This window comes from Flagellimonas ochracea (assembly GCF_009903685.1).
Taxonomy (GTDB): domain Bacteria; phylum Bacteroidota; class Bacteroidia; order Flavobacteriales; family Flavobacteriaceae; genus Flagellimonas; species Flagellimonas ochracea.
This window is the reverse complement of sequence record NZ_JAAABI010000007.1, coordinates 1-26,132: the sequence shown is the minus strand read 5'-3', so window position 1 is coordinate 26,132 and position 26,132 is coordinate 1. Positions and strand designations below refer to the sequence as shown.

At 41.1% G+C, this 26,132-nt stretch carries 23 protein-coding genes and 1 rRNA gene; 12 read left to right on the top strand and 12 right to left on the bottom strand.

The genetic code is table 11. From position 1 onward, the window contains the following. Positions 1-10 precede the first annotated feature (10 nt). Positions 11-346, top strand: coding sequence for an avidin-fold protein (locus GTQ34_RS14745; RefSeq protein ID WP_470299679.1), 336 nt, complete (start codon positions 11-13; stop codon positions 344-346). Here GTQ34_RS14745 and GTQ34_RS14740 read toward each other — a convergent pair. From GTQ34_RS14740 to guaA, 4 genes are all read right to left on the bottom strand, one after another. After that, positions 343-795 carry a DUF922 domain-containing protein gene (locus tag GTQ34_RS14740; RefSeq protein WP_235915055.1) on the bottom strand — a complete coding sequence of 151 codons (453 nt, stop codon included), beginning with the start codon at positions 793-795 and terminating at the stop codon, positions 343-345. The genes GTQ34_RS14745 and GTQ34_RS14740 overlap by 4 nt on opposite strands. A 74-nt stretch (positions 796-869) precedes the next feature. Continuing rightward, positions 870-1,274, bottom strand: coding sequence for an OsmC family protein (locus GTQ34_RS14735; RefSeq protein WP_166524576.1), 405 nt, complete (start codon positions 1,272-1,274; stop codon positions 870-872). Next, positions 1,252-3,402, bottom strand: coding sequence for a LysM peptidoglycan-binding domain-containing protein (locus GTQ34_RS14730; protein ID WP_166524575.1), 2,151 nt, complete (start codon positions 3,400-3,402; stop codon positions 1,252-1,254). Before GTQ34_RS14730 ends, GTQ34_RS14735 begins: the two co-directional genes overlap by 23 nt. After that, positions 3,399-4,931: a glutamine-hydrolyzing GMP synthase gene (gene guaA / locus GTQ34_RS14725; protein ID WP_166524574.1), complete on the bottom strand. Its 1,533-nt coding sequence runs from the start codon at positions 4,929-4,931 to the stop codon at positions 3,399-3,401. The genes GTQ34_RS14730 and guaA overlap by 4 nt, the downstream gene beginning before the upstream one ends. 200 nt (positions 4,932-5,131) lie before the next feature. On the opposite strand from guaA, the gene pgmB reads away from it, so the two are divergent. The 4 genes from pgmB (at position 5,132) to GTQ34_RS14705 (ending at position 10,788) form a co-directional block, all read left to right on the top strand. Continuing rightward, positions 5,132-5,791 (top strand): beta-phosphoglucomutase, encoded by a 660-nt coding sequence (pgmB, locus tag GTQ34_RS14720; protein ID WP_166524573.1) that lies wholly within the window; start codon positions 5,132-5,134, stop codon positions 5,789-5,791. A gap of 97 nt (positions 5,792-5,888) precedes the next feature. Continuing rightward, positions 5,889-7,748 (top strand): tetratricopeptide repeat protein, encoded by a 1,860-nt coding sequence (locus GTQ34_RS14715; protein WP_166524572.1) that lies wholly within the window; start codon positions 5,889-5,891, stop codon positions 7,746-7,748. A 241-nt stretch (positions 7,749-7,989) separates the two neighbouring features. Further along, positions 7,990-10,038, top strand: a complete 2,049-nt coding sequence (locus GTQ34_RS14710; RefSeq protein ID WP_166524571.1) for a thiol-activated cytolysin family protein — start codon at positions 7,990-7,992, stop codon at positions 10,036-10,038. 204 nt (positions 10,039-10,242) lie between these two features. Continuing rightward, positions 10,243-10,788: a pyridoxamine 5'-phosphate oxidase family protein gene (locus tag GTQ34_RS14705; protein WP_166524570.1), complete on the top strand. Its 546-nt coding sequence runs from the start codon at positions 10,243-10,245 to the stop codon at positions 10,786-10,788. Here GTQ34_RS14705 and bshC read toward each other — a convergent pair. Beyond that, positions 10,777-12,378 carry a bacillithiol biosynthesis cysteine-adding enzyme BshC gene (bshC, locus tag GTQ34_RS14700; RefSeq protein ID WP_166524569.1) on the bottom strand — a complete coding sequence of 534 codons (1,602 nt, stop codon included), beginning with the start codon at positions 12,376-12,378 and terminating at the stop codon, positions 10,777-10,779. The genes GTQ34_RS14705 and bshC overlap by 12 nt on opposite strands. Positions 12,379-12,540: 162 nt before the next feature. Between bshC and GTQ34_RS14695 the strand changes: the two genes are divergently transcribed. Both GTQ34_RS14695 and GTQ34_RS14690 read left to right on the top strand, forming a co-directional pair. Next, positions 12,541-14,994 carry a M14 family metallopeptidase gene (locus GTQ34_RS14695; protein WP_166524568.1) on the top strand — a complete coding sequence of 818 codons (2,454 nt, stop codon included), beginning with the start codon at positions 12,541-12,543 and terminating at the stop codon, positions 14,992-14,994. Between the two features lie 210 nt (positions 14,995-15,204). Continuing rightward, a complete protein-coding gene (locus GTQ34_RS14690) occupies positions 15,205-16,461 on the top strand; it encodes a carboxypeptidase-like regulatory domain-containing protein (protein WP_235915058.1) in 1,257 nt (418 codons plus the stop codon). 48 nt (positions 16,462-16,509) lie between these two features. Here GTQ34_RS14690 and rocD read toward each other — a convergent pair whose 3' ends face one another. From rocD to GTQ34_RS14675, 3 genes are all read right to left on the bottom strand, one after another. Beyond that, positions 16,510-17,790: an ornithine--oxo-acid transaminase gene (rocD, locus tag GTQ34_RS14685; RefSeq protein WP_166524566.1), complete on the bottom strand. Its 1,281-nt coding sequence runs from the start codon at positions 17,788-17,790 to the stop codon at positions 16,510-16,512. A 155-nt stretch (positions 17,791-17,945) separates the two neighbouring features. Beyond that, positions 17,946-18,326 carry a DUF6768 family protein gene (locus GTQ34_RS14680; protein WP_166524565.1) on the bottom strand — a complete coding sequence of 127 codons (381 nt, stop codon included), beginning with the start codon at positions 18,324-18,326 and terminating at the stop codon, positions 17,946-17,948. Next, a complete protein-coding gene (locus tag GTQ34_RS14675) occupies positions 18,323-18,868 on the bottom strand; it encodes an RNA polymerase sigma factor (protein ID WP_166524564.1) in 546 nt (181 codons plus the stop codon). Before GTQ34_RS14675 ends, GTQ34_RS14680 begins: the two co-directional genes overlap by 4 nt. A 121-nt stretch (positions 18,869-18,989) precedes the next feature. On the opposite strand from GTQ34_RS14675, the gene rlmD reads away from it, so the two are divergent. Genes rlmD through GTQ34_RS14655 form a run of 4 tightly spaced genes read left to right on the top strand, consistent with a single transcriptional unit; the run spans position 18,990 to position 22,034 of the window. Further along, complete coding sequence (rlmD, locus tag GTQ34_RS14670) at positions 18,990-20,402, top strand: 23S rRNA (uracil(1939)-C(5))-methyltransferase RlmD (RefSeq protein WP_166524563.1); 1,413 nt, start codon at positions 18,990-18,992, stop codon at positions 20,400-20,402. Positions 20,403-20,432: 30 nt separating this feature from the next. Then, positions 20,433-20,951: a DUF6452 family protein gene (locus GTQ34_RS14665; RefSeq protein WP_166524562.1), complete on the top strand. Its 519-nt coding sequence runs from the start codon at positions 20,433-20,435 to the stop codon at positions 20,949-20,951. Next, positions 20,932-21,690, top strand: a complete 759-nt coding sequence (locus GTQ34_RS14660; protein WP_166524561.1) for a DUF6048 family protein — start codon at positions 20,932-20,934, stop codon at positions 21,688-21,690. Before GTQ34_RS14665 ends, GTQ34_RS14660 begins: the two co-directional genes overlap by 20 nt. Beyond that, positions 21,687-22,034, top strand: coding sequence for a VOC family protein (locus GTQ34_RS14655; RefSeq protein WP_208103904.1), 348 nt, complete (start codon positions 21,687-21,689; stop codon positions 22,032-22,034). The genes GTQ34_RS14660 and GTQ34_RS14655 overlap by 4 nt, the downstream gene beginning before the upstream one ends. Positions 22,035-22,060: 26 nt before the next feature. Here the strand turns inward: GTQ34_RS14655 and GTQ34_RS14650 are convergent, their stop codons facing one another. Beyond that, positions 22,061-23,227, bottom strand: coding sequence for a THUMP domain-containing class I SAM-dependent RNA methyltransferase (locus GTQ34_RS14650; RefSeq protein ID WP_166524560.1), 1,167 nt, complete (start codon positions 23,225-23,227; stop codon positions 22,061-22,063). Between the two features lie 56 nt (positions 23,228-23,283). Between GTQ34_RS14650 and GTQ34_RS14645 the strand changes: the two genes are divergently transcribed. After that, a complete protein-coding gene (locus GTQ34_RS14645) occupies positions 23,284-23,973 on the top strand; it encodes a ZIP family metal transporter (RefSeq protein ID WP_166524559.1) in 690 nt (229 codons plus the stop codon). A gap of 11 nt (positions 23,974-23,984) precedes the next feature. On the opposite strand, the gene trhA is transcribed toward GTQ34_RS14645, so the two are convergent. The 3 genes from trhA to rrf form a co-directional block, all read right to left on the bottom strand. Then, the gene (gene trhA / locus GTQ34_RS14640; RefSeq protein ID WP_166524558.1) at positions 23,985-24,623 is read right to left on the bottom strand and encodes a PAQR family membrane homeostasis protein TrhA; all 639 of its coding nucleotides are present in this window, start codon (positions 24,621-24,623) and stop codon (positions 23,985-23,987) included. 6 nt (positions 24,624-24,629) lie between these two features. Next, positions 24,630-25,970, bottom strand: a complete 1,341-nt coding sequence (locus GTQ34_RS14635; protein WP_166524557.1) for an amidohydrolase family protein — start codon at positions 25,968-25,970, stop codon at positions 24,630-24,632. A gap of 70 nt (positions 25,971-26,040) precedes the next feature. Continuing rightward, positions 26,041-26,132 (bottom strand): 5S ribosomal RNA (gene rrf / locus GTQ34_RS14630); the annotation flags it as partial.

Below are 26,132 nucleotides of genomic sequence, written 5' to 3'. Positions count from 1 at the left end.
TTATCGAAAGATGATAAATCTGGACCAAGTTTGCATGAATGTAACCCAAACGGCCGTAAATGGCGTGGTCAACAAAGAAACTCTCTTTTATTTTAAACAAAAAGAACATGTTGTCCATGCCAAATATTCAGGAGGTAAGATTGCCAAGGGGTTCCTAGTGGGCAGTTTAACGGGGTCAACTTTGAAATTTAGCTATTGCCAGCTACAATTTGATGGTGAATTGGACAATGGCTCATCGGTTGGCGAACTGTCCATGCTAGAAAATGGAAAAATTAGAATGACCGAAAATTTTGAATGGGGCTCTCGACCAAATGCCAAAGGAGTTAATATTTTTGACGAAATTTAATGTTCATCCTCTCGGTTTAGGGCTTTAGCTACCTTTTCATTCCATTCCAATTGCCTCCCGCGATTTCGGGAAAAGTCGGTTTCCCAATCGTAAAACTCTTGATATTTTTGCAGTTCTTCCAAGGTCTCCCTATAGATTTTTCGTATTTCGGCCTTTACGTTGTCTGAAAAAGAGGTGCTTTCCAGTTTATTGCGCATTTGACGGGCAAAGAGCTCGGCAATATCAAAATGGAGTTGCTCATGGCTCAAGGTCAAATCGTTGCACTGTTCAGGTTTGTACCACGATTCATTGGGATAAAAATGAGCGTTTACTTCAAAATCCAAGTGCACCTCATGGTGAATCAGATTTGCTGTATAGGAATAGCTGATCCCACTTGCCGTGGTTGCTGCAGATACCGCCGCTGGAGGCACTTTGCCCTTAAAATCGTGCCATGTAAGTCTGTTTTCCATACTCCATGGTATTCCTTCCTCAATTTCCTGACACAATCCCAAAAAACCAAGAAGTAACACACATACTATAGGAACTATTTTGACCAATGGAATTCGATTACTTTTTCAATATCGGGATGAAGACTAAAATGTACGGGGCAAGTGTTGGCTGTATGTTCCAATATTTTTCTGTTTTTTTCCGAAATATTTTCGGGAAAGGTCATAATCACATCTATTTTAGAAATACGCCTCGGATTTGATGCCATGTGCTTGGTTACTTCTGCCGTAGCTCCATTCAAATCTACGTCCAAATCACGAGCTTTAATGCCCATCACTGTTAACATACAGCTCGCCAAACCGGTTGCCACAGTATCCGTGGGAGAAAAGGCCTCCCCTTTTCCGTTGTTATCCATTGGTGCATCAGTAATAAATTCGTTTTGCGATTTCAGGTGAACGCACGTTGTTCGCAGTTCTCCGTTATAGGTTACTTTTGAGGTCATTCAGTTGTACTTCTTTTATTTGTAAGCTATCATACTCCATAAGGTAACAGGCCTTGTTATAGTATCCCGAGGTCCAATCGTTAAAATAATTGAAACTATTTCCAGTGTACTCTGTTAGACCAATTATCTTGGATGTTTCAAAAAGGTTGTTTTTGTGGGCCAACTTCAACAACACATCAAATGTTACATCAAAACCACGGGCCGCGTAGCGATTTGGAATTAGTCCGCGGTACCTTTTCCTGTATGCCCTAGTAAAGGCGTCGTTGTCTATCCCTTTATAAAAGGAAGGATACGTGAACCGTAGGTTGGAAAGATGAGTTTTTGAAACCGCGTCATCCTCAAAAGCGTTATTGTAACTCGTAGTAAACATCCGCACCTTAATTTCTTCGGTGTTGGTCGAGTTGAGAATGGAGCTAACACTTGACACCATATTGGCTTGGTCGGTTTCCAAAAACACCCAGTTTTCCTTGTCTTCCGATAGTTGAATCAAAAACTCGTCCAAATGCAACGATTTGTTGTCAATAACCTTGGCAATTTGAGCAGCAGGGAATTTTTTAAGAATGGAATCGTACGCTACTTGATGGGTAGAATCAGCAATGATGATTACGTTTTCATCCGTATGAACTTTCTCCAAATAAGTGAGCATCTTATGTCGTAAAACTTCATCACTGGGCACCGAGAAAAAAACGTTGCCATGGCTCAATTCACTATCCGAGGCCACTGGGGCAATTACAGGAATGTTTTTGCTCGCTGCTTGCACTGCAACTTCGTTTAGTGCACCAGAAGCCACTGGACCGATAATTGCACTTACTCCCTGCATATTTTCCCTGAACAAAATTTGTTTTACCTTATCTTGGCTCAATTCGGTATCAAAGGTTTGTACGTCCACCGAAACACCTAATTTCTTAATGGAATCCAAAGCAACCAATGCACCGGAATAAAAACCGAGACTCAAAGCAAGATCCCTTCGGGTGGCGATTTGGCTTCGTGTTTTTTTGCCATCGTTCAAATCGATTCGATCCAACCTGAACGGAAGCATAAACACCAATTTTGGTTTGTTTTCAACGTTGATGCTATCAGCCAAATTGATTTTGTCCAACACCAAGGCATTCTTAACATCCAATACTTCAGCTTTTTCCTTGGGAAGTTTAAGTACCATGCCTGCTTTTAACCCATTCGCTAAATCAGGGTTCAGTTGGAACAGTTCGTCTCGGGTCATTTTCAGGTTTTGCGTAAGCCGGAATACGTTCTGTTTTGGCTTGACCTCATAAAAAATATAGTTATCGGTATTTACGATACCTGACTTGTCCTGTTTTTTAGGAAGACGGATAACCATACCTTCTTTCAACCCGCCCTCTTTCATGATTTCGGGGTTTAGCTTAACAATGGAATCGGATGGAATACCATATTCTTTGCCCAAACTGTATAAGGTCATTTTTAATGGAACCGTGTACGACGTGAAAAGATCTACCTTTTGGTCCTTGAGGCTATCCCCTTTGGGTCTTGGTAGCTTCAGCTCTTGCCCGGCAGCTAAATAATTGGAGTTTTTGGGCAAGTCTGGATTGAGGTTAACAAGACTGTCAACGGTAATGCCATATTTATGGGCAATACTCCAGCGCGTCTCCTTAGGTTGTACCGTGTATGTTTCAAAATCCAGCTCTTTCTCTTCATTTGGGTCCACCTCAGGGAACTTCGGTATCCGCAACACCATCCCCTTTTTAAGTGGTTGGGAATAGAGTTGGGTATTGTAGCGCTTCAACTGTTCCTCGGTAATGCTATAACGCTGGGTCAATCCAAATAGCGTCTCTCTTTTTCGAACCCTGTGACGAGAAAATCCAATAGGCTCAATCTGCTCCTCAACTTTTTCTTCCTTGGGCTTATCAGTAGTTTCAATCACAGAACCATTCAGGGGAATTACCAAAATTGTGTTGGGCCTGAGATCTGCAGCAGTTTTTAGCTCTTTGTTGGATTGCAAGATGGTATAGGGCGTAACCCTATATTTTTGGGAAATGCTTTGTAAGGTCTCGCCCTCTTTAACTACATGTGTCTCAAACTTTTTTTGTGAGGAAACATGCAGCGAAGCCAATAAAAAGGCTCCAAAAAACAATGTTTTGATAATTTTTTTCATTCCCATTCAATAGTTGCAGGTGGCTTCGAACTAATGTCGTACACTACTCTATTAACGCCTTTTACCTTATTTATTATTTCATTGGAGATCTTTTGTAGAAATTTATAGGGTAAATTCACCCAATCGGCAGTCATACCATCGGTACTTTCCACCGCTCGTAACGCCACACATTTCTCATAGGTTCTTTCATCGCCCATAACCCCTACACTATTAACGGGCAAAAGCATAGCTCCGGCCTGCCAAACTTTATCATATAGCCCCCAATCTTTCAATCCCTTTATAAAAACATGGTCCACATCTTGAAGCATGGCTACTTTTTCGGCGGTGATGTCCCCCAAAATACGAATGCCCAATCCCGGACCTGGGAATGGATGCCGTCCCAAAATATTGGGGTCCATATGCATACTCGCACCTACCCGTCTAACCTCATCCTTGAAAAGAAGCTTTAGAGGCTCAACCACTTTTAATTTCATATAATCTGGGAGTCCTCCAACATTATGGTGACTTTTAATGGTAGCAGAGGGACCTCCAGAAACCGATACGGACTCAATAACATCAGGGTAAATGGTTCCCTGGGCCAACCACTTGGCGTTTTCTACCTTATGTGCCTCATCATCAAATACTTCAATGAACACCCGTCCTATCGTTTTTCGTTTTGTTTCTGGATCACTTTCTCCTGCCAAAGCACCCAAAAAGCGTGCCGAAGCATCTACACCTTTGACATTTAGTCCCATGCCCTCATATTGTTCCAGCACATCATGGAACTCATTTTTTCTTAAAAGTCCATTGTTCACAAAAATGCAATACAGGTTTTTGCCAACGGCTCTATGCAATAGAAGGGCGGCCACACTCGAATCCACTCCACCGGATAGGCCCAAAATCACCTTGTCGTCACCCAACGTGTTTTTGAGCTCTGCAATAGTCGTCTCCACAAAGGCATCGGGGGTCCAATCCTGTTCCATTCCGGCAATGTCTACCAAAAAGTTCTTGAGCAACTGTTCTCCGTCCGTGGTGTGGTATACCTCAGGGTGAAATTGAATGGCATAGGAATCTTCGCCCTCAATCCTAAAAGCTGCATTCTCCACATCGTGGGTGCTTGCCAACAATACTGCTCCCTTGGGAAGTTCTTTTATGGTATCGCTATGGCTCATCCAAACTTGACTTCCCTCGTTTATGATGTGAAAAAAGGGCTCATGTTCTTTGATGAAAGACAAATTTGCCCTTCCATATTCCCTAGTGTTCGATGGAGCAACATTTCCCCCATTGAAATGGGCCAGATACTGGGCACCATAACAAATGGCCAATAAGGGTATCTTTCCTTTTATTTTTGTCAGGTCGGGAATGGGAGCCTCTTCTGCCCTAACCGAAAGCGGAGATCCCGAAAGAATCACAGCGCCATAATCCGATAAATCGGTCGGAACTTTATTATAAGGAATAATTTCGGAGTAAATATTGAGTTCTCGTACGCGTCTCGCAATCAACTGTGTGTACTGAGAACCGAAATCTAGGATAAGTACGTTGTTATGCATGGGCAAAAATAGCAATTTGCCCCATTTAGAAAAGTATCCGCTCAAGGATATTTATCACAACTTTTTTAATTGGAATTTATGGATTTAAATCTATGATACTTTTTAAGCTCGATTTTGTTCGATTGAACGCAAATTAATCGGCTTTGTAGTTTTTTTCTTAACAATTTTCATCATTTCTTTGCTTTTTCAAAATCAAAACCATGATCAAAGGATTTATTTTCGATTTGGATGGGGTAATTACCGATACCGCTGAATTGCACTATGAAGCTTGGAAGAACCTATCGGACGAGATGGGATGGGATTTTGACCGGGAACTCAACGAGCAACTGCGCGGCATTTCCCGATTGGATTCCATTAGAGTGATCATGGACCACAACAACGTTGAACTTGAGGGAGCCAAAATTGAAGAGCTGGCCAACAAAAAGAACGAAATCTATGTGGCGAGTTTGGAAAACATCACACCTGAGGACTATCTGCCGGGTGCCAAAGTGCTTTTGACCCACTTAAGGACCGAAGGATTTAAGGTCGCCCTGGGCAGTGCCAGTAAAAATGCGATAAAAGTTTTGGAACAATTAAATGCCATGGGATATTTTGATGTGATTGGAGATGGAACCAGTGTTTCAAAAAGCAAACCCGCACCCGACATTTTCTTATATGGTTCTGAAAAAATGGGCCTACAACCCGACGATTGCATTGTTTTTGAGGATGCAGAAAAAGGCATTGACGCCGCTAAAGCAGGTGGTTTTTACAGCGTTGGCATCGGTCCTGAAGAACGTGTGGGCCATGCGGATCTTCGATTTGACAGCATGAATGAGGCAACCTTGTTCGAGATTAAGTCCTTCTTCAAGGATTTATTTTAGCTTAAGGGCTTTTCGTAATTTCCTTTTACCGAACTAAATTGTTCTTTTTCAAAAGGTTGTGGCAAATTGCCTATTTTTAATGGGTAATCCAGCCGCTATGAAAACCTCAAAACTATTTCTTCCATTCCTACTTTTCATATGTAACTTCTCAATCTCCTCCCAAGAAAAAGAGCAGATATTGGATAGTATCCTAAATGTGTATCAAAATCAATCCGACGGTATTGAAAAGGTAAAAACGTTAGATGAGCTCTACGGAAAGACATTTTTTTTGAAGACACCTGAAGAGGCCTTGGTATATGCCAAGGAACAATTGGCCATTTCTAAAAAAATAAACTATGATCTCGGAATAGGAGATGCCCTGTACAATATTGGCAATTATCATCGAAGAACGTTCGCCTTTGATTCGGCAAGGTACTATTTTGGAAAAGCCAACAAAATCTGGGATAAAACCAAAGATGATTTTGGCCGATTTAAAACCCTTAACAATTTTGCCAAAGTAGAACAACTGTCCGGCAATTTTGAAAAAGCATTGAAACTATATGAGGACGTTGTCAAATTAGCTTTCAAAATGAAAAGTGGAATCCGAATTGCGCAAACAAATAGAGAAATTGCCACCATTTATATGGACAAAGGGAGCTATGAACTGGGAGCAAAATTCATGTATGATGGACTTAAAGGCTTGGACTCCTTGTCCGAACCTCATCTGGATAAAAAGGCAGATATGCTGGTAGGCATTGGTAGGATAGAATCTCTAAGAGGCAATGATAGTATTGCATTGGGACCACTTCAAGATGGTTTGGATATTTTTATTCAACAGGATAATGTGTTATGGCAGTGCATTACACATACCGAAATAGGATATGCCCATTTAAACTTAGGTGACTACGAAAAGAGCCTTAAAAATTTCAACCAAAGTTTAAAAATTTCCGTAGAGCAAGGCAGAAAGGGCTTCGAGGCCATTTGCTATTATAATCTAGGTTTGGTCAACAGAAAAAGGGGGAATCTGAAATTAGCTGAAGAATACCTTAATAAATATGTCACCCTAGGCGGTAGTAGTGCAAACAATGACATAACGCTATTCAACGAGTTTGGCACACTCTACACAGAAAAGAATGAAATGTCCAAAGCGTTTGAAAATTTTGATAAAGCGATTTCCATGGCCGATTCCATTGGCAGTCTGGTTGAACTCAAAGATGGATATTATGGACGTTCTATGGCCAGGGAGCAAAATAAACAGTTTGATAAGGCTCTTGAGGACATAAAGAAATTCATCACCATCAATGATTCAATCTTCAATGAGACGAAATCCAAACAAATTGAAGAATTGCGCACCATTTATGAAACCGAGCAAAAAGAACAACAAATTGCCCTGCAGCAAAAGGAAATTACCGTTTTGGAACAAAAAGCGGAAATAAGTACCCTGCAAAAAATTCTACTTGCGGGACTGTTGGTTATCTTCTTTTTTGCTTTTTACGGTGTGCGACAAAAACTCAAACGAAAAAAATTGGAAAAGGAAAAAGTTGATGTCGAGCTAGCATTCAAAAGGAAAGAACTCACTACCCATGCGCTGCATTTGGCCAAAAAGAATGAAGTTTTGGAAGGACTGAAACAAAAGGCGGAAGCACTCAAGGAAAAAGAGGAATCAAAAAACGGTTACCAACAATTGATCCGCACCATCAATTTTGACTTACAGGATGATAACAATTGGGAAAATTTTTCCCGTTATTTTGAAGAAGTACATAAGGATTTCAACAGCAATGTGAAGTCAAAATATCCTCAGGTTACCTCAAATGAACTTCGACTTTTGGCCCTTTTAAAGATGAATCTATCCTCCAAAGAGATAGCCAATATCCTTAATATATCGCCAGAGGGCATCAAAAAAGCCCGATATCGTCTGCGAAAAAAATTGGATATCACCACTGAGGATTCTTTACAGGATTTGGTGCTGTCCCTTTAAACACCAGTCGTAACAGGGGTGTCTACCGATTGTCCCACTTTTATTTTTAGGGTGTCCACCAGTTGTCCACCCCGCTTTTTTCTTATCTCAAAATCAGTGATTTAGGTTTGTGTTGTCATCGAATTCTATATGGAATCCTGACAACCAGTTTTGTGGTCTTGCTCGGCTAAGGGCTGCAGACCGTTTACCGGGCAGGTCACACAAAACTATAATCAAGTTTAACCCACAAAACAAAAACGTGATGAAAGCAAAATTTAAATTATGGAACAGGTCTATGATGGTACTGCTCATAGTGGTAGCCATTTCCTGTAGCAAAGATGAAAGTCCAGATACTTCCGGATCAGTAGATACCGATCAGGATGGTGTGGTTGATGCAAATGATAACTGCCCAAATGAAACAGGGCCAGCGAATAATAATGGCTGTCCTGAAACTATAGCAGCAACTACACTCTCAGAAGTTGTTGCTAGTGGAGATGCATTTGAAAACTTTCCACTCAATATCACGGAAACAGAAGTTGCCGGTACAGAGACCACGGCAGACGATAAGTTTGACCGTAAGGAGAGTAGCAACGGACCAACCATAGAGCAACGTTGGGTCTGTACGGAAAAAGAAGTGGATATCACAGGGGGAACCCATACTTTCCCACTATACAACACCAACGCATCGGTGATTTGGCCAGGAAACCTTTTGCAAGGGAAAACTTTGGATAATGGAACCCCAACGGATATTGTTGTAAAACGTGCTGGTGGTACAATTACCTATAATTTGATTACAGGAAATCCTGTGGCTACGGTAGCTGTAGATGTTGTAAACCAAGGAACGGTACAACAGGCCATGAATGACATTATAGCGCAAAATGGCGATATTACGCCCGCTAACTTCACTCTTGATGTAGTCGCAGTAAACTCGTCTGAACAATTGGCATTGGAAATGGGTTTGAAAGCATCAACACTCACTGCAAAAGTTAGCAGCGATTTCTCATTAGATATCAGTTCTAAAACGAGTAGTGTTCTCGTTAAGCTAACGCAGCAGTATTATACCATGAGCTATGTGAAGCCCACAAGTCTTGATGAAGTTTTTGATTCAAGCGTAGCACCCGAACAACTGACAAATTTTATTCAACCCGATAATCCTGCAACGTTTATATCATCAGTGACGTATGGTAGAATATTCTACATGCTTTATGAATCCACAGCCTCGGCCGAAGACATGGAAGCTGCTTTGAAAGGATCATACAATGCTGTTGCTGGGAATGCTAGCGCAAGTGTAGATATTGAATCACTAAAGGAATACAATAACTTGTCGGTTAAAGTAATTGCCTATGGTGGAGATTCCCAAGGCACCTTAAATGCCGTTGGTGCCGTTTTCGGGGGTGATGATACTAATGAAACGGTTAATAATCTCCAAGATATTGTAGGAAGATTGGCGGAGTCAAGTGATATTTCAGGCGGACTACCTTTATCTTATGTTGTGAATAGTTTAGAAGACCCTAGTCAAGTAGTAAGCACCAACTTAGCCACACGATATACAGTCAAAAATTGCGAACTAAAGGGTATATTTCCTCCAGTTGGTTATCAGCCCTTAGTGGATATCTTCAAAACGGAGACCGACGAAGGTGGCATTGGTGCAATGTTCCAAATTAGGGATGGTGATATCATTATATTCAATAAAGCAGGTACACGCTACGCCTGGTACGATGGCAATGCAGCCACCAATGATGAAAGGATACGAGGCATGTGGGAGATTTCAGACCCTGAAGGACCCATTGGTGGTACAACCTTTGATTCAATTGGTGCTTGTACCCGATTTTCGGATACTCAAATCTACATCTTCAACGATGATGGTTTGGCCGCAGAAATCTTCAACTACACTCCAACAGCATCACCCGAAGATGGACCTATCGGTACTTATAGTCGATCGGGAGGGGAAAACATCATTTACTCGGTCAATGCAATATTTGGTGATAGTGGTGGATTTCCTTACACCAACCAAGGGTTCACCGCCGGAGCCAGATTCGATCTTGGTGGCAATAAAATGTTCTTTGGTGACGATGGCAGTAGCTATGCTTTATATAATAGTTCCGGCAATGGCTCATGGGGTCCAGAAGTAGCGACCACGGAATTTGGAGGAGGAACAGGTGTAAAGCTATTTGAAAAAGTTGGTGCGAGCACTTTTATTTCTTTTGGAGGTGCCAGTGGAGGATGGCTATTCATAAACGACACAGGTGAGGAGTTAATGGAATATAAAATAGATACCGATAGTTTTAATGGTCCATGGGTCATAAACTAGTTTCAATTTGATTTAGCAAAAAACAAAAGCCCCGGGAACCACTCCGGGGCTTTTAAATTAAAATCAAAACCAACCTAAACATATGAGTTACCAACTCATTTTTAGTTGAAAATTTCATAGCAATTTTCAATAGTAGAACAACACGGGTAAAAAAAACCCTACTTGATTATTACTTTTTTTTTAAAAAAGGTATTTTCATGGGCTATGATTCAAGATCTTTTTAAAGAATTGACAGCTGAACTTAGGCTGGGTGCATCCAAAAAAGGACATCCTTTTCGATATTTTGCCTTGGCGACCCAAGGATTGCAGAATGATATTGGCTTGCGAACAGTTGTTCTTCGAAGAGTTTCGCCAGAGTTTCACCTGACCTTCTACACCGATAGTCGTTCAAGTAAAATAAAGGAGTTGAATAAAAACCAGCATATTTCCGCACTTTTTTACCATCCAAAGAAATTGTTTCAACTTAAAGTGGAAGGAAAAGGTCAATTAGTGACTGATAGACAATTGATTGAAAACCACTGGAAAAATGTCCCTACAAAAGCGCGGAGGGACTACACTGTTTTTATACCCCCAGGAAGCACTATCAAATCCCCAGAGGCCATAGACTATTTACAAGACAAAAACCATTTTGCCATCGTTAACCTAATCCCGCAAAAGTTTGAGTATCTAAAACTGGGTCGCCCTAACCATACGCGAGTTCAATTTCTTCCTCATGGCAATATATGGAAAGGCACTTATTTAATACCTTAAAATGAGAAAGTCCTGCTTAAGGGGATCAAGTTTTTCCAATAGGGTTGGAATCAAATTGTCACCCATTTCCAGATAGAACTTTGAAAAATTTAGTTGTCTTTCTTGAAGGGATTGGTTCGGAAACAGAACATCTTGCATGTCCCTGGTCCTTTTCACATGATCTTGCAGTTTCCGTTTTTGGGCTTTTAGCAATCTTTTTTCAAGGACATCCAGGCCTTTTTTCTGCTTGACTTCCTGTGCCTTTACGGCTCCCAAAAAACTTTTATCCGTTTTTTCAGCCAGTTGATACAAATTTTGGAATTGATTCTCCAAAAGTTGTTTTTGTGGTGAAAAATCAATGTCAACATCAGAAATATCCCTGACCTTCTTTTCAGCGAGAAGATGTTGCTTTAAAAAGAGGTCGGAAACCTTTAAATCCAATCGCTCAACTTTACCTTTTTGCTTTTCCGTGAGCAAAAGCACCGAATTTCGCAATAAAAGCATGGGAAAGGTGACATCCATGGCCTCAAAATAGGGTTTGAGCTCCAACCAGTAAGCCAGCTCTCCCCCTCCTCCAATGTAGCATAGGTTAGGTAAAATTACCTCCTGAAACAATGGTCTTGCAATTACATTGGGAGAAAACCGTTCTGGATAACCATCCATTTCTTTTTCAAGTTGTGCTTTGGTAAAACTCAACTTAGTGTTGACCACATGAAAACCTTCATCTTTCCTTACAATGCGCTCTCGTAGCCCTTCTCTCAGATAGAAATAATTAATCTCCCGAGGGTTGACCTGAATGTTATATTCGGAAGAAACCCCCGTAAGACCAACAATCGCTTCGGAAACCTTTTTATAGGGAATTTGCTCAAAAACATCCTGTTTTATATACGGAATCAATAATTTTTTTAAGGCTGTATCATTACCATCAACAATAACCAGCCCTATATCGCCAAACAGTTCATTGACCAAAAAACGGGTCGCATCGGCCAAGTTGTTGTGCTCCAAATAGGCTCGCCTGAACAAAGTAACGAGCTCATCGGCACGTTGCCCCTCTCCCAAATCAGCCGAAAATGCTTTTAACACCTTATCCATATCCTGGGTATCTAATTCACCGACCACTCCAGAAGCAGCTCTGTCCCACGCTATCTTCTTGCCTTCAAAGTTAAAATGGTTGATTTCATCAAAATCATGATCCTCCGTGGCCATCCAGTAAACCGGTACAAATTGATATTTGGGGTATTCTTTTTTTAGTTTCCTAGACAGATTGATGGTGGAAACAATCTTATACAGAAAATAAAGGGGTCCAGTAAAAATATTCAATTGATGACCGGTAGTAATGGTGAAGCTATCCTCACTTTCTAAAGCAGCAATGTTTTCCTGGGTCAATTTTGAAACCTGAAATCCTTTATATTGTCGATTTAGGGTTTCCACCAAAACTTTCCTGTGGGAGGTGGCATAATTTGCCTTTTTTTCGTTTATCTGGGGTTGAAAATTTTGAAGGTGGGGAAATCGGTTATAAAATGGCTTCAAGTTTTCGTGTTCATCAAGGTAATCACAAATCAACGTTGAAAAATAACCTGTTTCCCTAAAAGGTATACAATCTACTTCCATTAAAAGTGCAATGATGTGCTAAAGATACTTCTCTTCTTTTTTTATCCTCCTAAAAAATCGTTAATTACTTTTATCGTATTTTCGCAACGGTTCAAAAACAAAATTATGCTTTGGGAACAATTTATTGTTAGCTTTGGTTACCACAAATGAACCATTGCATCTATGAATAAATTTTTACTTTCCCTCTGTTTACTTTCTGGTTTTTTACTTAGCGCACAACAACTAAAATCTCCTTCTGAGTTTTTGGGATATGAACTAGGCACCGAATTCACCAGACACCATGAAGTGGTGGATTATTACGAATATTTGGCCAAAGAAGTCCCGAAAAGGGTAAAACTAACGGTTTATGGGCAAACCAATGAACGAAGGCCGTTATTGTTGGTTTTTGTTTCTTCTGAAGAAAACATGGCCAACCTAGAAGATATAAGAACGGAACATGTAAAAAACACCCAAGGCACGGGAACAAATTCCAAAGCAATTGTCTGGTTGAGTTACAACGTGCACGGGAATGAAAGTGTAAGCACGGAGGCTTCCATGAAGACCATTTATGAGTTGTTGACCAAGAAAAGTGCATATTTGGAAGATGCTGTGGTCATTATAGATCCCTGTATCAATCCAGATGGTCGGGACCGATATAGCAATTGGTACAATCAGTATAAAAACAATCCGCATCAGGTAGACCCCAACAGTAAGGAACACCACGAAGGTTGGTGGAACGGACGTAGCAATCACTATATGTTCGACCTAAATCGGGATTGGGCATGGTTGACCCAAGTGGAAAGTCAACAACGCATAAAAGTATACAATGAATGGCTTCCTCATGTTCATGTGGATTTTCATGAGCAAGGCGTGGACAATCCTTATTATTTTGCTCCGGCCGCTGAGCCCTATCACGAAGTGATTACTGATTTCCAAAGGAATTTTCAGGTAACCTTGGGAAAAAACCATGCAAAATATTTTGATGCCAATGGATGGTTCTATTTCACCAAGGAAATTTTTGACCTTTTCTATCCCAGCTACGGAGATACCTATCCCACCTATAATGGTGCCATAGGCATGACCTACGAACAGGGAGGAAGTGGACGTGCAGGTTTGGGAATTATCACAAAAATTGGGGATACCCTTACTTTAAAAGATCGTATAGCCCACCATTTTACCACGGGACTATCCACCGTGGAAGTGTCTTCAAAAAATGCAGATAAGCTGAACACTGAGTTTCAAAAATTCTACAAAAACAGAAACTTCAAGTACAACAGCTACGTACTGAATGGGGACAAAGACAAAGTTGACGCATTGAAATCCTTGCTTGACAAGCACAAGATTGAATACGGTATGGGCTCCAGAGGTTCGGTAAAAGGTTTTGAGTACAACACGGGCGGCAATGGAAGTATGCCTGTTTCGGAGAATAGTCTGGTTGTCTCCACCAACCAAACCAAGGCAACGCTTGTGAAAGTACTGTTCGAACCCAAAGCCAAACTAAGTGACTCGCTTACCTACGATATTACGGCCTGGTCCTTGCCCTATGCCTATGGGCTTGATGCCATCGCTTCCACAGCGCTCATTTCTTCAAGCAATAAAGGAGGAACTAATACCTCTGGTGTGCAAAGCAACATTAGTGAGGGTAATTATGCCCACATTACCGATTGGAACAGCATGAAAGATGCCCGCTTTTTGGCCGACTTGCTTAAAAATGGCATTCGTGTACGAACAGCACACCAGCCCTTCTCCATCGAAGGAGATTCTTTTGACCGTGGCAGCTTGATAATCACCAAAGGAGATAATCAACATAAGGACAACTTCATTCCAATACTGCGCAATATTGCCAAGAAGCACAACAAAAGCATGATAAGTAGTTCAACAGGTTTTGTAGATTCTGGTAAAGACTTTGGCTCCAGATACGTTCAGATGGTGGCCAAACCAAAGGTGGCAATATTGTCGGGCGGCCCTACGTCCACACTCCGTTTTGGTGAAATTTGGCATTATTTTGAGCAGCAATTACATTATCCATTGACCGTAATTGACAACGAATATGTTGATAAGGTTGACTTGGACGATTACCATATTTTGATTTTGCCCGGAGGCCGTTATGGGGATTTCTTCAAAGAAGAAAAATTGGGACTACTTAAAAATTGGGTGAAAAAAGGCGGTAAGATAATTGCAATGGGGGGCGCTATTGATGCTCTTGACGGTGAAAAAGGATTCAGCATCAAAAAGAAAAATACTCCAAAAGACACTGTAAACAGACCCATGCCCCACAAAAATGCTCAAAGGGAGCAGATAAAGAAAGCCATTACCGGTGCTGTTTTTAGAACTGAAGTAGACAATACCCACCCGCTGGCCTATGGATATGGCAAACAGTATTTTACTCTAAAATTGGGAAGTAATGGTTATCAATATCTAGAAAATGGTAATGCGGTTTATCTAAAAAACAACGCTACTCCCGTTTCAGGATTTGCTGGTAGTGAAGCTCAAAAGAAGGTGGACGGCTCACTTATTTTTGGTGTTGAGCAATTCGGTCAGGGTCAGGTTATTTATATGGTGGACAATCCTTTGTTCAGAGGTTTCTGGGAAAACGGAAAGCTTTTTATGGCCAATGCACTTTTCATGGTGGATTAAAGCATTATCACACCAACCCGCTTTTTATCTGGTTTTAAACCAATTAGATTGCAATATTGGAGTAAAAACTAATTAAATCACTGTAAAAATTTGTATATTTAATAGTTGAAGAAATTATTAAAATATATACTTATGCAGTCCTTAAGAGCCGCTTTTCCCATACGACAAAATAGCATCCCATTGGTCTTCTTTGTGATAACCGCATTGTTCATGCTACCAAAAGTATGGGGTTTCCAGCAAGAAGCAACATCGGAAAATGATTATAAACAGTACAAGGGAGAGGTTGTTGATCAATCGTCAAATAAGCCCTTGGTATTTGCTACGCTAACTGTAGAAGGAACCAACATCACTACAATCACTAACACGGAAGGTAGCTTTTTGTTGAAAGTGCCTAAAAATATGACGGAAGGTAACGTTGTAGTGTCATTTCTGGGCTACCAAAGCAAGAATGTGCCTTTGGCACAGCTAAAGCCAGCAAAGAACACCATTACACTGTTGGTTTCGGTAATGCAGCTATCCGAGGTAAACATTAATGCGCCAAAGGATGCTGCTGCCTTGGTCAGGGAAACTTTGGCAAGAAAAGGGGATAATTATTTTGACGACCCCACATTGATGACCGCATTTTATCGAGAGACAATAAAAAAACGTAGAAAAAACGTATCTCTTTCAGAAGCTGTTGTGAACATTTACAAATCACCATATAGCTCGGTGCGCCAAGATGCCGTGGAGCTTTACAAAGCACGAAAAAGTACCGACTACAGCAAATTGGACACTGTTGCTCTAAAATTGCAGGGAGGCCCCTTTAATACACTTTATGTGGATATTATGAAATATCCGGAGTATATTTTTTCCGATGGGTCCATAGCTAATTACAAGTTTACCTTCGACCGCTCAACAAGGATTAACGACAGACTTATTTTTGTGATCAAGTTTGATCAATTGGAAACCATTAACGAACCACTATATAAAGGAGAACTCTTTATTGATGTGGAAAATAGAACCTTGACCAGTGCCATTTATACCCTTAATATAACAGACAAGGTTAAAGCTGCCAAGCTATTTGTCAGAAGAAAGCCTGCCAAGGTAGACGTATGGCCCACCGAAGTGGCCTACCGGGTAGATTATCGTGAAAAAAATGGCAAATGGTATTACGGGTACAGTAATGTTTTCTTGGAATTCAAGGTGGATTGGGAAGATAAATTGTTCAATTCGGTCTACAGTATGACGGCAGAAATGGCGGTCACCGATTGGGAAAAGAATGTTACGGGCAATCTACCGAAGAATAGAGAACGCCTCAAAAAATCAATCATTCTTAGTGATGAGGCCATTGGGTTCTCAGATCCTGATTTTTGGGGAGAGTACAATATTATCGAACCCGAAAAATCAATTGAGTCCGCCATCAAAAAAATTCAGCGTCAATTGCGCAGGGCCAAACCCAAGGGCGGTTCTGCAGCAGCCGCTCGTTGATGTTTTTAGGTTAGAGAATATATTAAAAGCCCCAAAATGGGGCTTTTTCTATTTTTTTTCAAAGTCTTGCAAGGTCTTTGCAATTATTGAGACACAATCAAGCAACTGCTCCTTCGTCATTACCAGGGGTGGTGCAAAACGGATAATATTTCCATGGGTCGGTTTTGCCAACAGCCCATTTTCTTTTAGGGCCATGCAAATATCCCAAGCCGTGGAACTATCCTCAGAGTCATTAATCACAATGGCATTGAGCAATCCTTTTCCACGAACCAAGCGGACCAAATCTATGTTTTGGACAAGCTTTTCCATCTCTCTACGAAAGATTTTGCCCAATTCGTCAGCATTTTCTGCCAATCGCTCCTCTTTGACCACTTCCAAGGCCGCCATGGCAACTGCACAGGACAGAGGATTTCCGCCAAAAGTAGAACCGTGATTGCCAGGTCGAATTACCTCCATGATTTCTTTGTTGGCCAGAACCGCAGATACCGGAAGTACGCCACCTGAGATGGCCTTTCCCAAAATCAATACATCGGGTTTCACGTCTGGTGTACCTGAACAGTTTTTATCGGCACAGGAGCAGTTTCCACAAGTCGCCAGCAACCTTCCAGTACGTGCTATGCCTGTTTGTACCTCATCGGCCATAAAGAGCACGTTTTTGGCCTTGCAAAGGGCAAATGCTTCTTTGATATAATTTCCATCGGGCACATATACTCCAGCTTCACCTTGAATTGGCTCTATCAAAAATGCAGCAATGTTCTCGTCTTTCAACACCTCTTGCAGCGCATTGATGTCATTATAGCGAATGGAAACAATCCCAGGGGTGAAGGGTCCAAAATTTTCCGTTGCAATGGGATCGTTGGAGGCAGAAATTATGGAAATGGTACGCCCATGAAAATTGTTTTGGCAAACCACAATCTTAGCTTGGTTGGTGGGAATGCCCTTTTTCTCATAGCCCCATTTTCTGGCGAGCTTAATTGCCGTCTCCACGGCCTCGGCCCCGGTATTCATGGGCAATAACTTGTCATAACCAAAAAAATTGGTGGCGAATTCCTCAAATTGACCTAGCATATCATTGTAAAATGCCCTCGAGGTAAGTGTCAGCTTCTCAGCTTGATTCTTTAGCGCACCGATAATTTTAGGGTGACAATGTCCCTGATTTACCGCTGAATAAGCTGATAAAAAGTCATAGTACTTTTTACCTTCTACGTCCCAGACGTATACGCCCTCTCCTCTACTGAGGACCACGGGAAGTGGATGATAGTTTTGTGCTCCATACTTGTTTTCTAAGTCAATCGCTTGCTGAGATGTCAAATGTTCTAAAACAGCCATTTTAATAGTGTTTAAATTAATAAAATAACCATTCCTACTGTACCTTTATTCTTTCGAGGACTCGAAAAAGCAGCGTGGGAGAGAAATCACCCCTTGAAGAGCTGCTAAAATATTAAATATTTGGTCAATTTTGGTTATAATGGCCCATTGCGAGTTTATTTTTTATGGGAAAGTGCCGAAACTTGGAGTTCCAATCGCTTTAGTTCCCTTAAGATATCGTTCTTGTCCATCTGCATCCAAATATAAAGTTTTAGCATACTTACCAAAATTGAGCAGACCAGAACGCCCACACCCCAGGTAACAAGCCCCTCTGTGGTCTCCGCACCGAAAAATTGAACGGCACAATAGACCAGCAGCACAAAAAATACCAAGATCCAAAAGTTCATCAAAATGCTCAACCAACCCATTCTTCCTTTAAACACGCCTTCAAACTTTTCAAGAACATTTTGCTCACCCAATTCATCGTAGAATCTTGCTTCTTCCTCGGTAAGTGCTTCTTTGATTAATTCATCGATTTTTTTGCTGTCATCTTTCATTTCTTATTGTTTTTAAAAATCATTTTTAATTTTTCCCTTGCATGAAACAACCTGGATTTTATTGTTCCCACAGATACTCCCAAGATGTCTGCGATTTCCTTGAGTGAATATTCCTCCACATAGAACAACCGCAAGACCATCCGCTGATTTTCTGGCAATTCCCTTATTGCCATGAGAAGGTTTTGTATTTCCGGTTCGGTTTTATCCGGTCCTTCCAAGGTTTGCTTGTCATAGGAATAATCTTCCAATTTTAACCTATCCCTATTTTTCTTGTTGAGATAATCCAATGATTTTCTGGTTACTATCATGGTTGCCCAACTTCCAAAACTATTAGGTTTCTTTAGAGATTGTATGTTATTAATGATGGAGCTCCATGTATCCTGTACAATATCCTTTGAAACTTCAAAATCCTTGGTATAACCATAAGCATGCCTGCACAATCTAAGGTGATGTCTTTTCACCAATAAGGACAATGACTTTTTGTTACCGGACCGATACTCCAAAACAAGTAACCCATCAAAAACTCTATCAGTTGCTTTCATAACTATTTCCAATCAATAGACATAGAAAGGAGAAAAAGGTTCAAAAAAGCGATGGTCATTTCTTCAACCCAAATCAACAAGTTAGTTGTTCTTTATGAAAACCTATGCTTACTTTTGCCCCATGCGCAAAAAAACTAGACGGAGAACGTTCGAACATGTAGAAGTAATCGATGCCGGTGCCAAAGGAAAATCGGTTGGAAAAGCTCCAGATGGGAAGGTCATCTTTTTGTCCAACGCCGTTCCCGGAGATGTGGTCGATGTGATGACGACCAAGAAAAGAAAAGCCTATTTTGAAGGGGTTGCTACCCATTTCCATCATCTTTCGAGCAAAAGAACCCAACCAATATGCAATCACTTTGGTGTTTGTGGGGGGTGCAAATGGCAGCATATGGCCTACGAGCACCAACTTTATTACAAACAGAAAGAAGTAGAGAACAACCTAAAGCGCATTGGTGGTCTTGACCTCCCTCAGATTCTACCGATACTGGGTTCAAAAAAACAGTATTCCTATCGTAACAAAATGGAGTTTTCCTTTTCTAGCAACCGTTGGTTGACCGACGATGAAATAGCTTCAGAAAATGAAATTAAAGATAGAAATGCTCTTGGTTTTCACATTCCTGGCTCGTGGGACAAGATTCTTGACATTGAAAAATGCCACCTTCAAGAAGATCCGTCCAACGCCATTAGATTGGAAATAAAAAACTTTGCAACCCAAAATGGACTTTCTTTTTTTAACCACAGAAAACAAGAAGGATTGCTGCGCACTCTTATGATTCGGACATCTTCCAAAGGGGAAATTATGGTATTGTTGCAGTTTTTTGAAGATGAATTGGAAAAAAGAGAACTACTATTAAAACACATCGAACAAAAATTCCCTGAAATAACGGCCTTGCTCTATGTCATCAACCAGAAACAAAATGATACCATTTATGACCAGGAGGTGCATTGTTTTGCGGGACGGGACCATATTTTTGAAGAAATGGAAGATTTGCAGTTCAAAATCACGGCGAAGTCCTTTTATCAAACCAATTCAGAACAAGCCCATGAACTGTACAAGGTGGCCCTTGATTTTGCTGGACTGACCGGGGATGAACTCGTTTACGACCTCTATACCGGTACAGGAACCATTGCCCAATTTGTTTCAAAAAAGGCAAAGAAAGTAATTGGCGTGGAGTCCGTGCCCGAAGCCATAGCCGATGCCAAAACAAATGCCCAACATAACCATATTGAAAATGTGGATTTTTTTGTTGGGGACATGAAGAATGTGTTCACTTCAGAGTTTATTGAGAAGTATGGACATCCCGATGTTATCATAACTGACCCTCCTCGCGATGGTATGCATAAAAAGGTAGTGGGACAACTTATCAAAGTAGCGCCTGAAAGAATAGTATATGTGAGCTGCAACAGTGCCACACAAGCGCGTGACCTTGCCTTGCTAAAAGAAAAATACGCTGTGGAAAAGGTTCAACCAGTAGATATGTTTCCCCAAACCCACCACGTGGAAAATGTTGTACTTTTGACAAGACAGGTTTAATCGATTCTAAATTTGCCGATTTAAACAGGAATGAGAAAAATACTCCCCGCTTTATTGATAACCATACTACTTGTGCATATTTCATCCTGTGAAAAAGATGATATCTGCGTGGATGGCGATACTCCACTTGTGGTAATTGGTTTTTTTGATGTGGCGGACACTGCAGAAACCAAGCAGGTTACTTCCCTTCGCATTATAAACACGGATATTTCCACTGTTTTGGATAATGAATCCTTTGGTGATAGGTCCAATTCCCCTGATTCTTTATCTGTTCCGTTAAGGATCAACGAAGTGACAACATCCTACCAGTTTATATTGGACTCTGCAGATGATGAAGATACCGAAGAGGAAACAGGCAACGTGGACACTTTGACCATTTCCTATCAAGTCCGTGAAAGCTTTGTGTCAAGAGCATGTGGTTTTGTGGCCAATTTTAATGATTTGACCGTCACACTTTCAGAAGGTACCGAAAACTGGATTCAGGATATCCAAATTGTTCAATCAACAGTAGAAAACTCCAATAATATCCATGTTAAGATATTTCATTAGCCTTTTTGTCCTCTCATTTTCACTTCTGGTCACAGCTCAGGATAAATCTATTGACCTCCAGCCTAAAGATACAGTGGAGTATAAGGAAGAGTACGGTCTTCGGGTTGGTGCCGATATCAGTAGATTGATATTCTCCTTTATTGATGAAGACTATACTGGATTGGAGCTGGTAGGAGATTATCGTCTTACCCAAAAATTATATTTAGCGGCGGAAATCGGCAATGAAGAAAAAACGCAAACGGAGGATTTGGGAAATACCTTAATCTACAACTATACTACCTCTGGAAGTTATTTCAAAGCCGGTGTGGACATCAATACCTATGAAAATTGGTTTGGGATGAACAATGCCATAACCCTTGGAGGCCGCTATGCAGTAGCCTCTTTTAGCCAGACGTTAAACGATTATAACATCTATAATAGCGATAGATTCTTTGATGATGATTTTTTGCCAGGCGCTTCACCTGGAGAAGAGTTTAGTGGTCTCAATGCATCTTGGTTAGAATTTGTGGTCGGGATCAAAGCTGAACTTTTTGCCAATATCTATATGGGGATGAGCGCCCGTTTGGGCTTTTTGGTGACAAACAAGGAAACGGACCGATTTCCAAATCTCTGGATTCCTGGCTTCAACAAGGTTACCGATGGAAGCAATTTTGGTGTGAGTTACAACTATTCCATCTCCTATTTTATTCCTTTATACAAAAAGTCCAAAAAGAAACGTGAAACACCCAAATCCGAATGAAAAATACAGTGATTGACTACGTCGAGTTCAAGGCCAAAGACTTACATAAAATCAAAGAGTTTTATGCATCAGCTTTTGGCTGGAAGTTTACGGATTATGGTCCTGGCTACACCGCCTTTGCGCAAAGTGGCATTGAAGGTGGTTTCCAAAGTGCTAACGAAGGAGAAGATATAGTGAACGGAGTGTTGGTTGTGCTATATCATGAAGATTTAGTAGCAATCAAAGAACGGGTAATGGAATCAGGAGGTATAATTGTGAAGGATATTTTTTCCTTTCCCGGTGGCCGTAGATTTCATTTTACAGACCCGTCGGGGAATGAACTAGCCATATGGTCCGATAAATAAGACTTCGGCTGTCCATATGTCCAATTTCATCCTTCGCTGTCCAAGTATTTGGATTTTTTGCTTCCTTTATACATTTCATACTTTACCAATCGAGACTCCAACTTCCCGTTGAAAGTTTTGATTTTTTTGGAAGTACGAAGACCAACGCTCTTCAAGGCCTCCAGATTGGATGTAATCAGCCAAGCATCGGTTTCAGGATAGTGTTGTTTCAAAGTATCACCAATTTTCTTATAAAAATCGTCTGCCGCAATGGGTAAACGCTCCCCGTAGGGCGGATTGAACACCATGTGCAGTTTCCCATCCACTGGTTTTTCACCTCGGAAGAAATCCTTTCTTTCAATATGAATGTACTCCGATAGACTGGCATTCTCTACATTTTCTTGCGCCTTGCGTACAGCAGAAGGAGCCTTGTCATATCCAAATATCCTATGATGGAACTCACGGGTTTTATTGAGACTTGCATCCACTATTTTTTCGTGCAGTTCAGAATCATAGTCTTTCCAGTGCATAAACGCAAAAGATTCCCGGTTTATGTTTGCCGGAATATTGCAGGCAATCATTGCCGCCTCTATTAAAAATGTGCCGCTACCACACATTGGGTCCAAAAAGTCTGTTCGTCCATCCCAACCGCTCATCAATAAAAGTCCCGCGGCAAGTACCTCATTAATGGGCGCAATATTCGTTGCAATTCGATAGCCGCGTTGATGAAGGGACTCGCCAGAACTATCTAAAGAAACCGTACATGTGTTTTTGAAAATATGGATGTTTATTCTGATATCCGGATGTTGAGAATTAACATTAGGACGCTGCTTTAGCTTGTCCCTAAACTTGTCCACTAAGGCATCCTTTCCCTTTTGGGAAACATACATGGAATTCTTAAAAACATCAGAACTCATGGTGGTATCAATAGCGAAGGTCTTATCCACATCAAAATAGGCCGTCCAATCAATGGCGTACATATTTTGGTACAAGTCCCTTTCGTGAAATATCTTAAAGGTTTTAATGGGCCTGAATACTTTTAGCGCCGTACGTATACAAAGATTGGCCTTGTATAAAAAACCAAGGTCTCCATCAAACGAGACATTACGGACTCCTTCGGTGACATTTGCAGCACCCAAATTCCGCAATTCTTTCGCCAAAATGGGCTCAAAACCATATAAGGTCTTTGCCAACATCCTAAAATTTCCTGCCATTTCTTCTGTAAGACTTTCAACAAAAATAGGCTATTTTTGCCCCTTCAACGTAACCAATGGATGTTCCTTTTGCAGTAATTCTACTGATTCCCTTTTTGGCGGTTTGGATCAGTTTTGCCTTTGTTTGGTGGAAAAAACCAAAGCAGGCGGATACCATTAATCTACTCCTGGCCTTTAGCGGTGCATTTCTATTGGCACTGACCTTTTTTGAGTTGCTCCCGGAAGTATACCATGCTGGCAATCCCAAGCATGTTGCTCTTTTTGTTTTGGCGGGAATTCTTCTGCAGGTTTTTTTGGAGTTCTTTTCCAAAGGTGCCGAACACGGACACATGCATCACCCGATTTCGGAAAACACATTTCCCCTGATGCTTTTTTTGAGTTTGTCCATCCATGCTTTGGTAGAGGGAGTTCCCTTAGATGGAACCAATTCCATGCTGTATGGTATTGTTATCCACAAAATACCTGTTACCTTGATACTGAGCATATTTTTGGTCAACTCAAAAATGAAACCCAGTTTTGTGGTTTTGTTTATAGCATTGTTTTCATTGATGACTCCTCTGGGCACCTATTTGGCCGCACACTCACCTTGGGTTGATAACCATGGATTTCTTTTGAATTCATTGGCTATTGGGGTTTTCCTCCATATCTCAACCATTATCCTTTTTGAAAGTTCCAAAGGGCATTCATTTGATTTTAAGAAGTTGATTGTCATAGTTTTGGGCGTAGCAGTAGCCTATTTCATTTGAATTCCAAAAGCTTAACGGACGGTCTCTTCATAAATCATCATCCAATGGCTTATAGCCCCACCCAAAACAAAAAAATGCCAAATTAGGTGGTTGAATGGGATTTTTCTAATGGCATAAAACAAGATTCCAACCGTGTAAAAAGCTCCTCCCAAGGAAAGCCACAACAATCCTTTCGGTGACATGGTATCAAGAAGGTATGGTAAATCTATAACGATTATCCATCCCATGATACCGTAGAGTATCAAAGAGAAAACTTCAAACTTTCCGGTGAAGAAAATTTTCAAGATGGTGCCGAACAAAGCAGTACCCCATACTAGATAAAACAATAACCATCCTTTTGAACCAATCAATACAGTGAGACAAACTGGAGTATACGTACCTGCTATCAAGTAATAAATACTGATATGGTCCAAAACCCGCAATTTCCTTTTCAGTTTTGGGTTTTCAACGGCATGATAAATTGTTGAAGCGGTAAACAACAAAATCAAGGAAAGACAGTAGACCAAAATGCTTTCAAATTGGTAAAGTCCCGAGCCTAAATCTTTTGAAAGCAAATAGTAACTCCCCATTAAGGCCAGAACAATACCCAAAGCGTGCGAATAGGCGTTCCACTTCTCCTCCAGTAAAACAGATTGGGATTTGAATGTCAAGGCAACCTATTTGTAGCGTTTACCGTGTTTGATTACCAAGTCAACATCCTGCAATAGGCTAATGTACCGAAGTACATCACCATCCACCGCAATAATATCGGCATATTTACCCGGGGTAATTGTTCCAACTTCATCCGCAACACCCGTCCAAAGTGCTGGCCAGTAGGTAGCGGAGCGTATGGCGTACATGGGGTCGATACCAAATTCGTTGACCCATACATCCAGTTCATTCCAGGTGGATTGACTATGGAATTTCATGGGGATACCACTATCGGTGCCTATTAAGAGCACCACTCCCGCATCCAACAATTGTTGAATTTTCGTTTGTAAAGTTGGTCTTCTCGAAGGGGTCAATTGGAAATAAGGAAGCCGGTCTGGGTGTTTAAAGCTATTTTTTATATCCGTTATCACGCTATCAGGTAGACCCAAATGCCAAGAATCGTTATCCAATTTCTCAGGATTATCCCTTACATACTCGTAATTGTAAAGCCCTTCAACAGTCGGACACCAGAACAAGGGCCCTTTGTTCATCTGTGCTGTTCGCTCCTTAATCATTTCCATTACATCATCGGGATATCTTGGCGCTGAAGACAATCCAGTGTGTTCAAAACAATCGACTCCTACTTCCAGTCCTCTTCGTATCTCTTCGGGTCTATGCCCATGGGCAACCACCTTTAGGTTATTTTTATGCGACTCATCAACTACTGCCCTTAGTTCTTCCGTGGTCATCTGGTCATGATCAATCAGTTTGATGACATCCACTCCGGCCTTGGCCAATTTTCTGATTTTTTTTCTTCCATCCTCGGGACCGTTCACCCCCCACCTAAAGTCTTCTGTTCCAGGGTAGGGTTTATGTTGGATAAACGGGCCCGAAACATATAACGTTGCTCCTGGAATTTCTCCAGAATTGATAGCATCCCGAACCGCTATGCTTTCTTCTAAAGGTGCTCCCAAATCTCTTGCACTGGTAACACCGGCCATCAGTAATTGATACGCAGAAGCAGGCATGATCACATCTTCGAACAATGGTGGATATGTCTTGTCCCAATACGTATAATCTGCATGACCATTGATCATGGTATGCACATGCATATCCCATAGTCCGGGAAGTACGCTCATACCTTCTGTTGATATGATTTCAGCATTTTCAGGCACGGTTAGTGTTTCAACAGTTCCAACTGCTTTGATACGTTCGCCTTGTATTAATATTACACTATTCTTTATCGGGTCTGAACCATAGCCATCAATCAACGTTCCCCCAACTAGGGCTTTTAACTGATTATTTTGAGAAAATAGTGAGAATGAAAAGAGTAAAAAAGAGAATACAAGAAGTTGAAGCTTACGCATAATTTAGTTTTATGCTAAAGATAGTGCTTAAAAATAAAAAAGGCCCGATACGCATTGCATCGGGCCTTGAGGAAGGCGGCGACCTACTCTCCCACCTGGTGTGGCAGTACCATCGGCGCTAACGGGCTTAACTTCCCTGTTCGGAATGGAAAGGGGTGGGCC

Bases quoted from the DNA above. Each gene is read 5' to 3' on its own strand.
- GTQ34_RS14745 (WP_470299679.1), top strand. From the start codon at position 11: ATGATAAATCTGGACCAAGTTTGCATGAATGTAACCCAAACGGCCGTA.
- GTQ34_RS14740 (WP_235915055.1), bottom strand. From the start codon at position 795: ATGGAAAACAGACTTACATGGCACGATTTTAAGGGCAAAGTGCCTCCA.
- GTQ34_RS14735 (WP_166524576.1), bottom strand. From the start codon at position 1,274: ATGACCTCAAAAGTAACCTATAACGGAGAACTGCGAACAACGTGCGTT.
- GTQ34_RS14730 (WP_166524575.1), bottom strand. From the start codon at position 3,402: ATGAAAAAAATTATCAAAACATTGTTTTTTGGAGCCTTTTTATTGGCT.
- guaA (WP_166524574.1), bottom strand. From the start codon at position 4,931: ATGCATAACAACGTACTTATCCTAGATTTCGGTTCTCAGTACACACAG.
- pgmB (WP_166524573.1), top strand. From the start codon at position 5,132: ATGATCAAAGGATTTATTTTCGATTTGGATGGGGTAATTACCGATACC.
- GTQ34_RS14715 (WP_166524572.1), top strand. From the start codon at position 5,889: ATGAAAACCTCAAAACTATTTCTTCCATTCCTACTTTTCATATGTAAC.
- GTQ34_RS14710 (WP_166524571.1), top strand. From the start codon at position 7,990: ATGAAAGCAAAATTTAAATTATGGAACAGGTCTATGATGGTACTGCTC.
- GTQ34_RS14705 (WP_166524570.1), top strand. From the start codon at position 10,243: ATGATTCAAGATCTTTTTAAAGAATTGACAGCTGAACTTAGGCTGGGT.
- bshC (WP_166524569.1), bottom strand. From the start codon at position 12,378: ATGGAAGTAGATTGTATACCTTTTAGGGAAACAGGTTATTTTTCAACG.
- GTQ34_RS14695 (WP_166524568.1), top strand. From the start codon at position 12,541: ATGAATAAATTTTTACTTTCCCTCTGTTTACTTTCTGGTTTTTTACTT.
- GTQ34_RS14690 (WP_235915058.1), top strand. From the start codon at position 15,205: ATGCTACCAAAAGTATGGGGTTTCCAGCAAGAAGCAACATCGGAAAAT.
- rocD (WP_166524566.1), bottom strand. From the start codon at position 17,790: ATGGCTGTTTTAGAACATTTGACATCTCAGCAAGCGATTGACTTAGAA.
- GTQ34_RS14680 (WP_166524565.1), bottom strand. From the start codon at position 18,326: ATGAAAGATGACAGCAAAAAAATCGATGAATTAATCAAAGAAGCACTT.
- GTQ34_RS14675 (WP_166524564.1), bottom strand. From the start codon at position 18,868: ATGAAAGCAACTGATAGAGTTTTTGATGGGTTACTTGTTTTGGAGTAT.
- rlmD (WP_166524563.1), top strand. From the start codon at position 18,990: ATGCGCAAAAAAACTAGACGGAGAACGTTCGAACATGTAGAAGTAATC.
- GTQ34_RS14665 (WP_166524562.1), top strand. From the start codon at position 20,433: ATGAGAAAAATACTCCCCGCTTTATTGATAACCATACTACTTGTGCAT.
- GTQ34_RS14660 (WP_166524561.1), top strand. From the start codon at position 20,932: ATGTTAAGATATTTCATTAGCCTTTTTGTCCTCTCATTTTCACTTCTG.
- GTQ34_RS14655 (WP_208103904.1), top strand. From the start codon at position 21,687: ATGAAAAATACAGTGATTGACTACGTCGAGTTCAAGGCCAAAGACTTA.
- GTQ34_RS14650 (WP_166524560.1), bottom strand. From the start codon at position 23,227: ATGGCAGGAAATTTTAGGATGTTGGCAAAGACCTTATATGGTTTTGAG.
- GTQ34_RS14645 (WP_166524559.1), top strand. From the start codon at position 23,284: ATGGATGTTCCTTTTGCAGTAATTCTACTGATTCCCTTTTTGGCGGTT.
- GTQ34_RS14635 (WP_166524557.1), bottom strand. From the start codon at position 25,970: ATGCGTAAGCTTCAACTTCTTGTATTCTCTTTTTTACTCTTTTCATTC.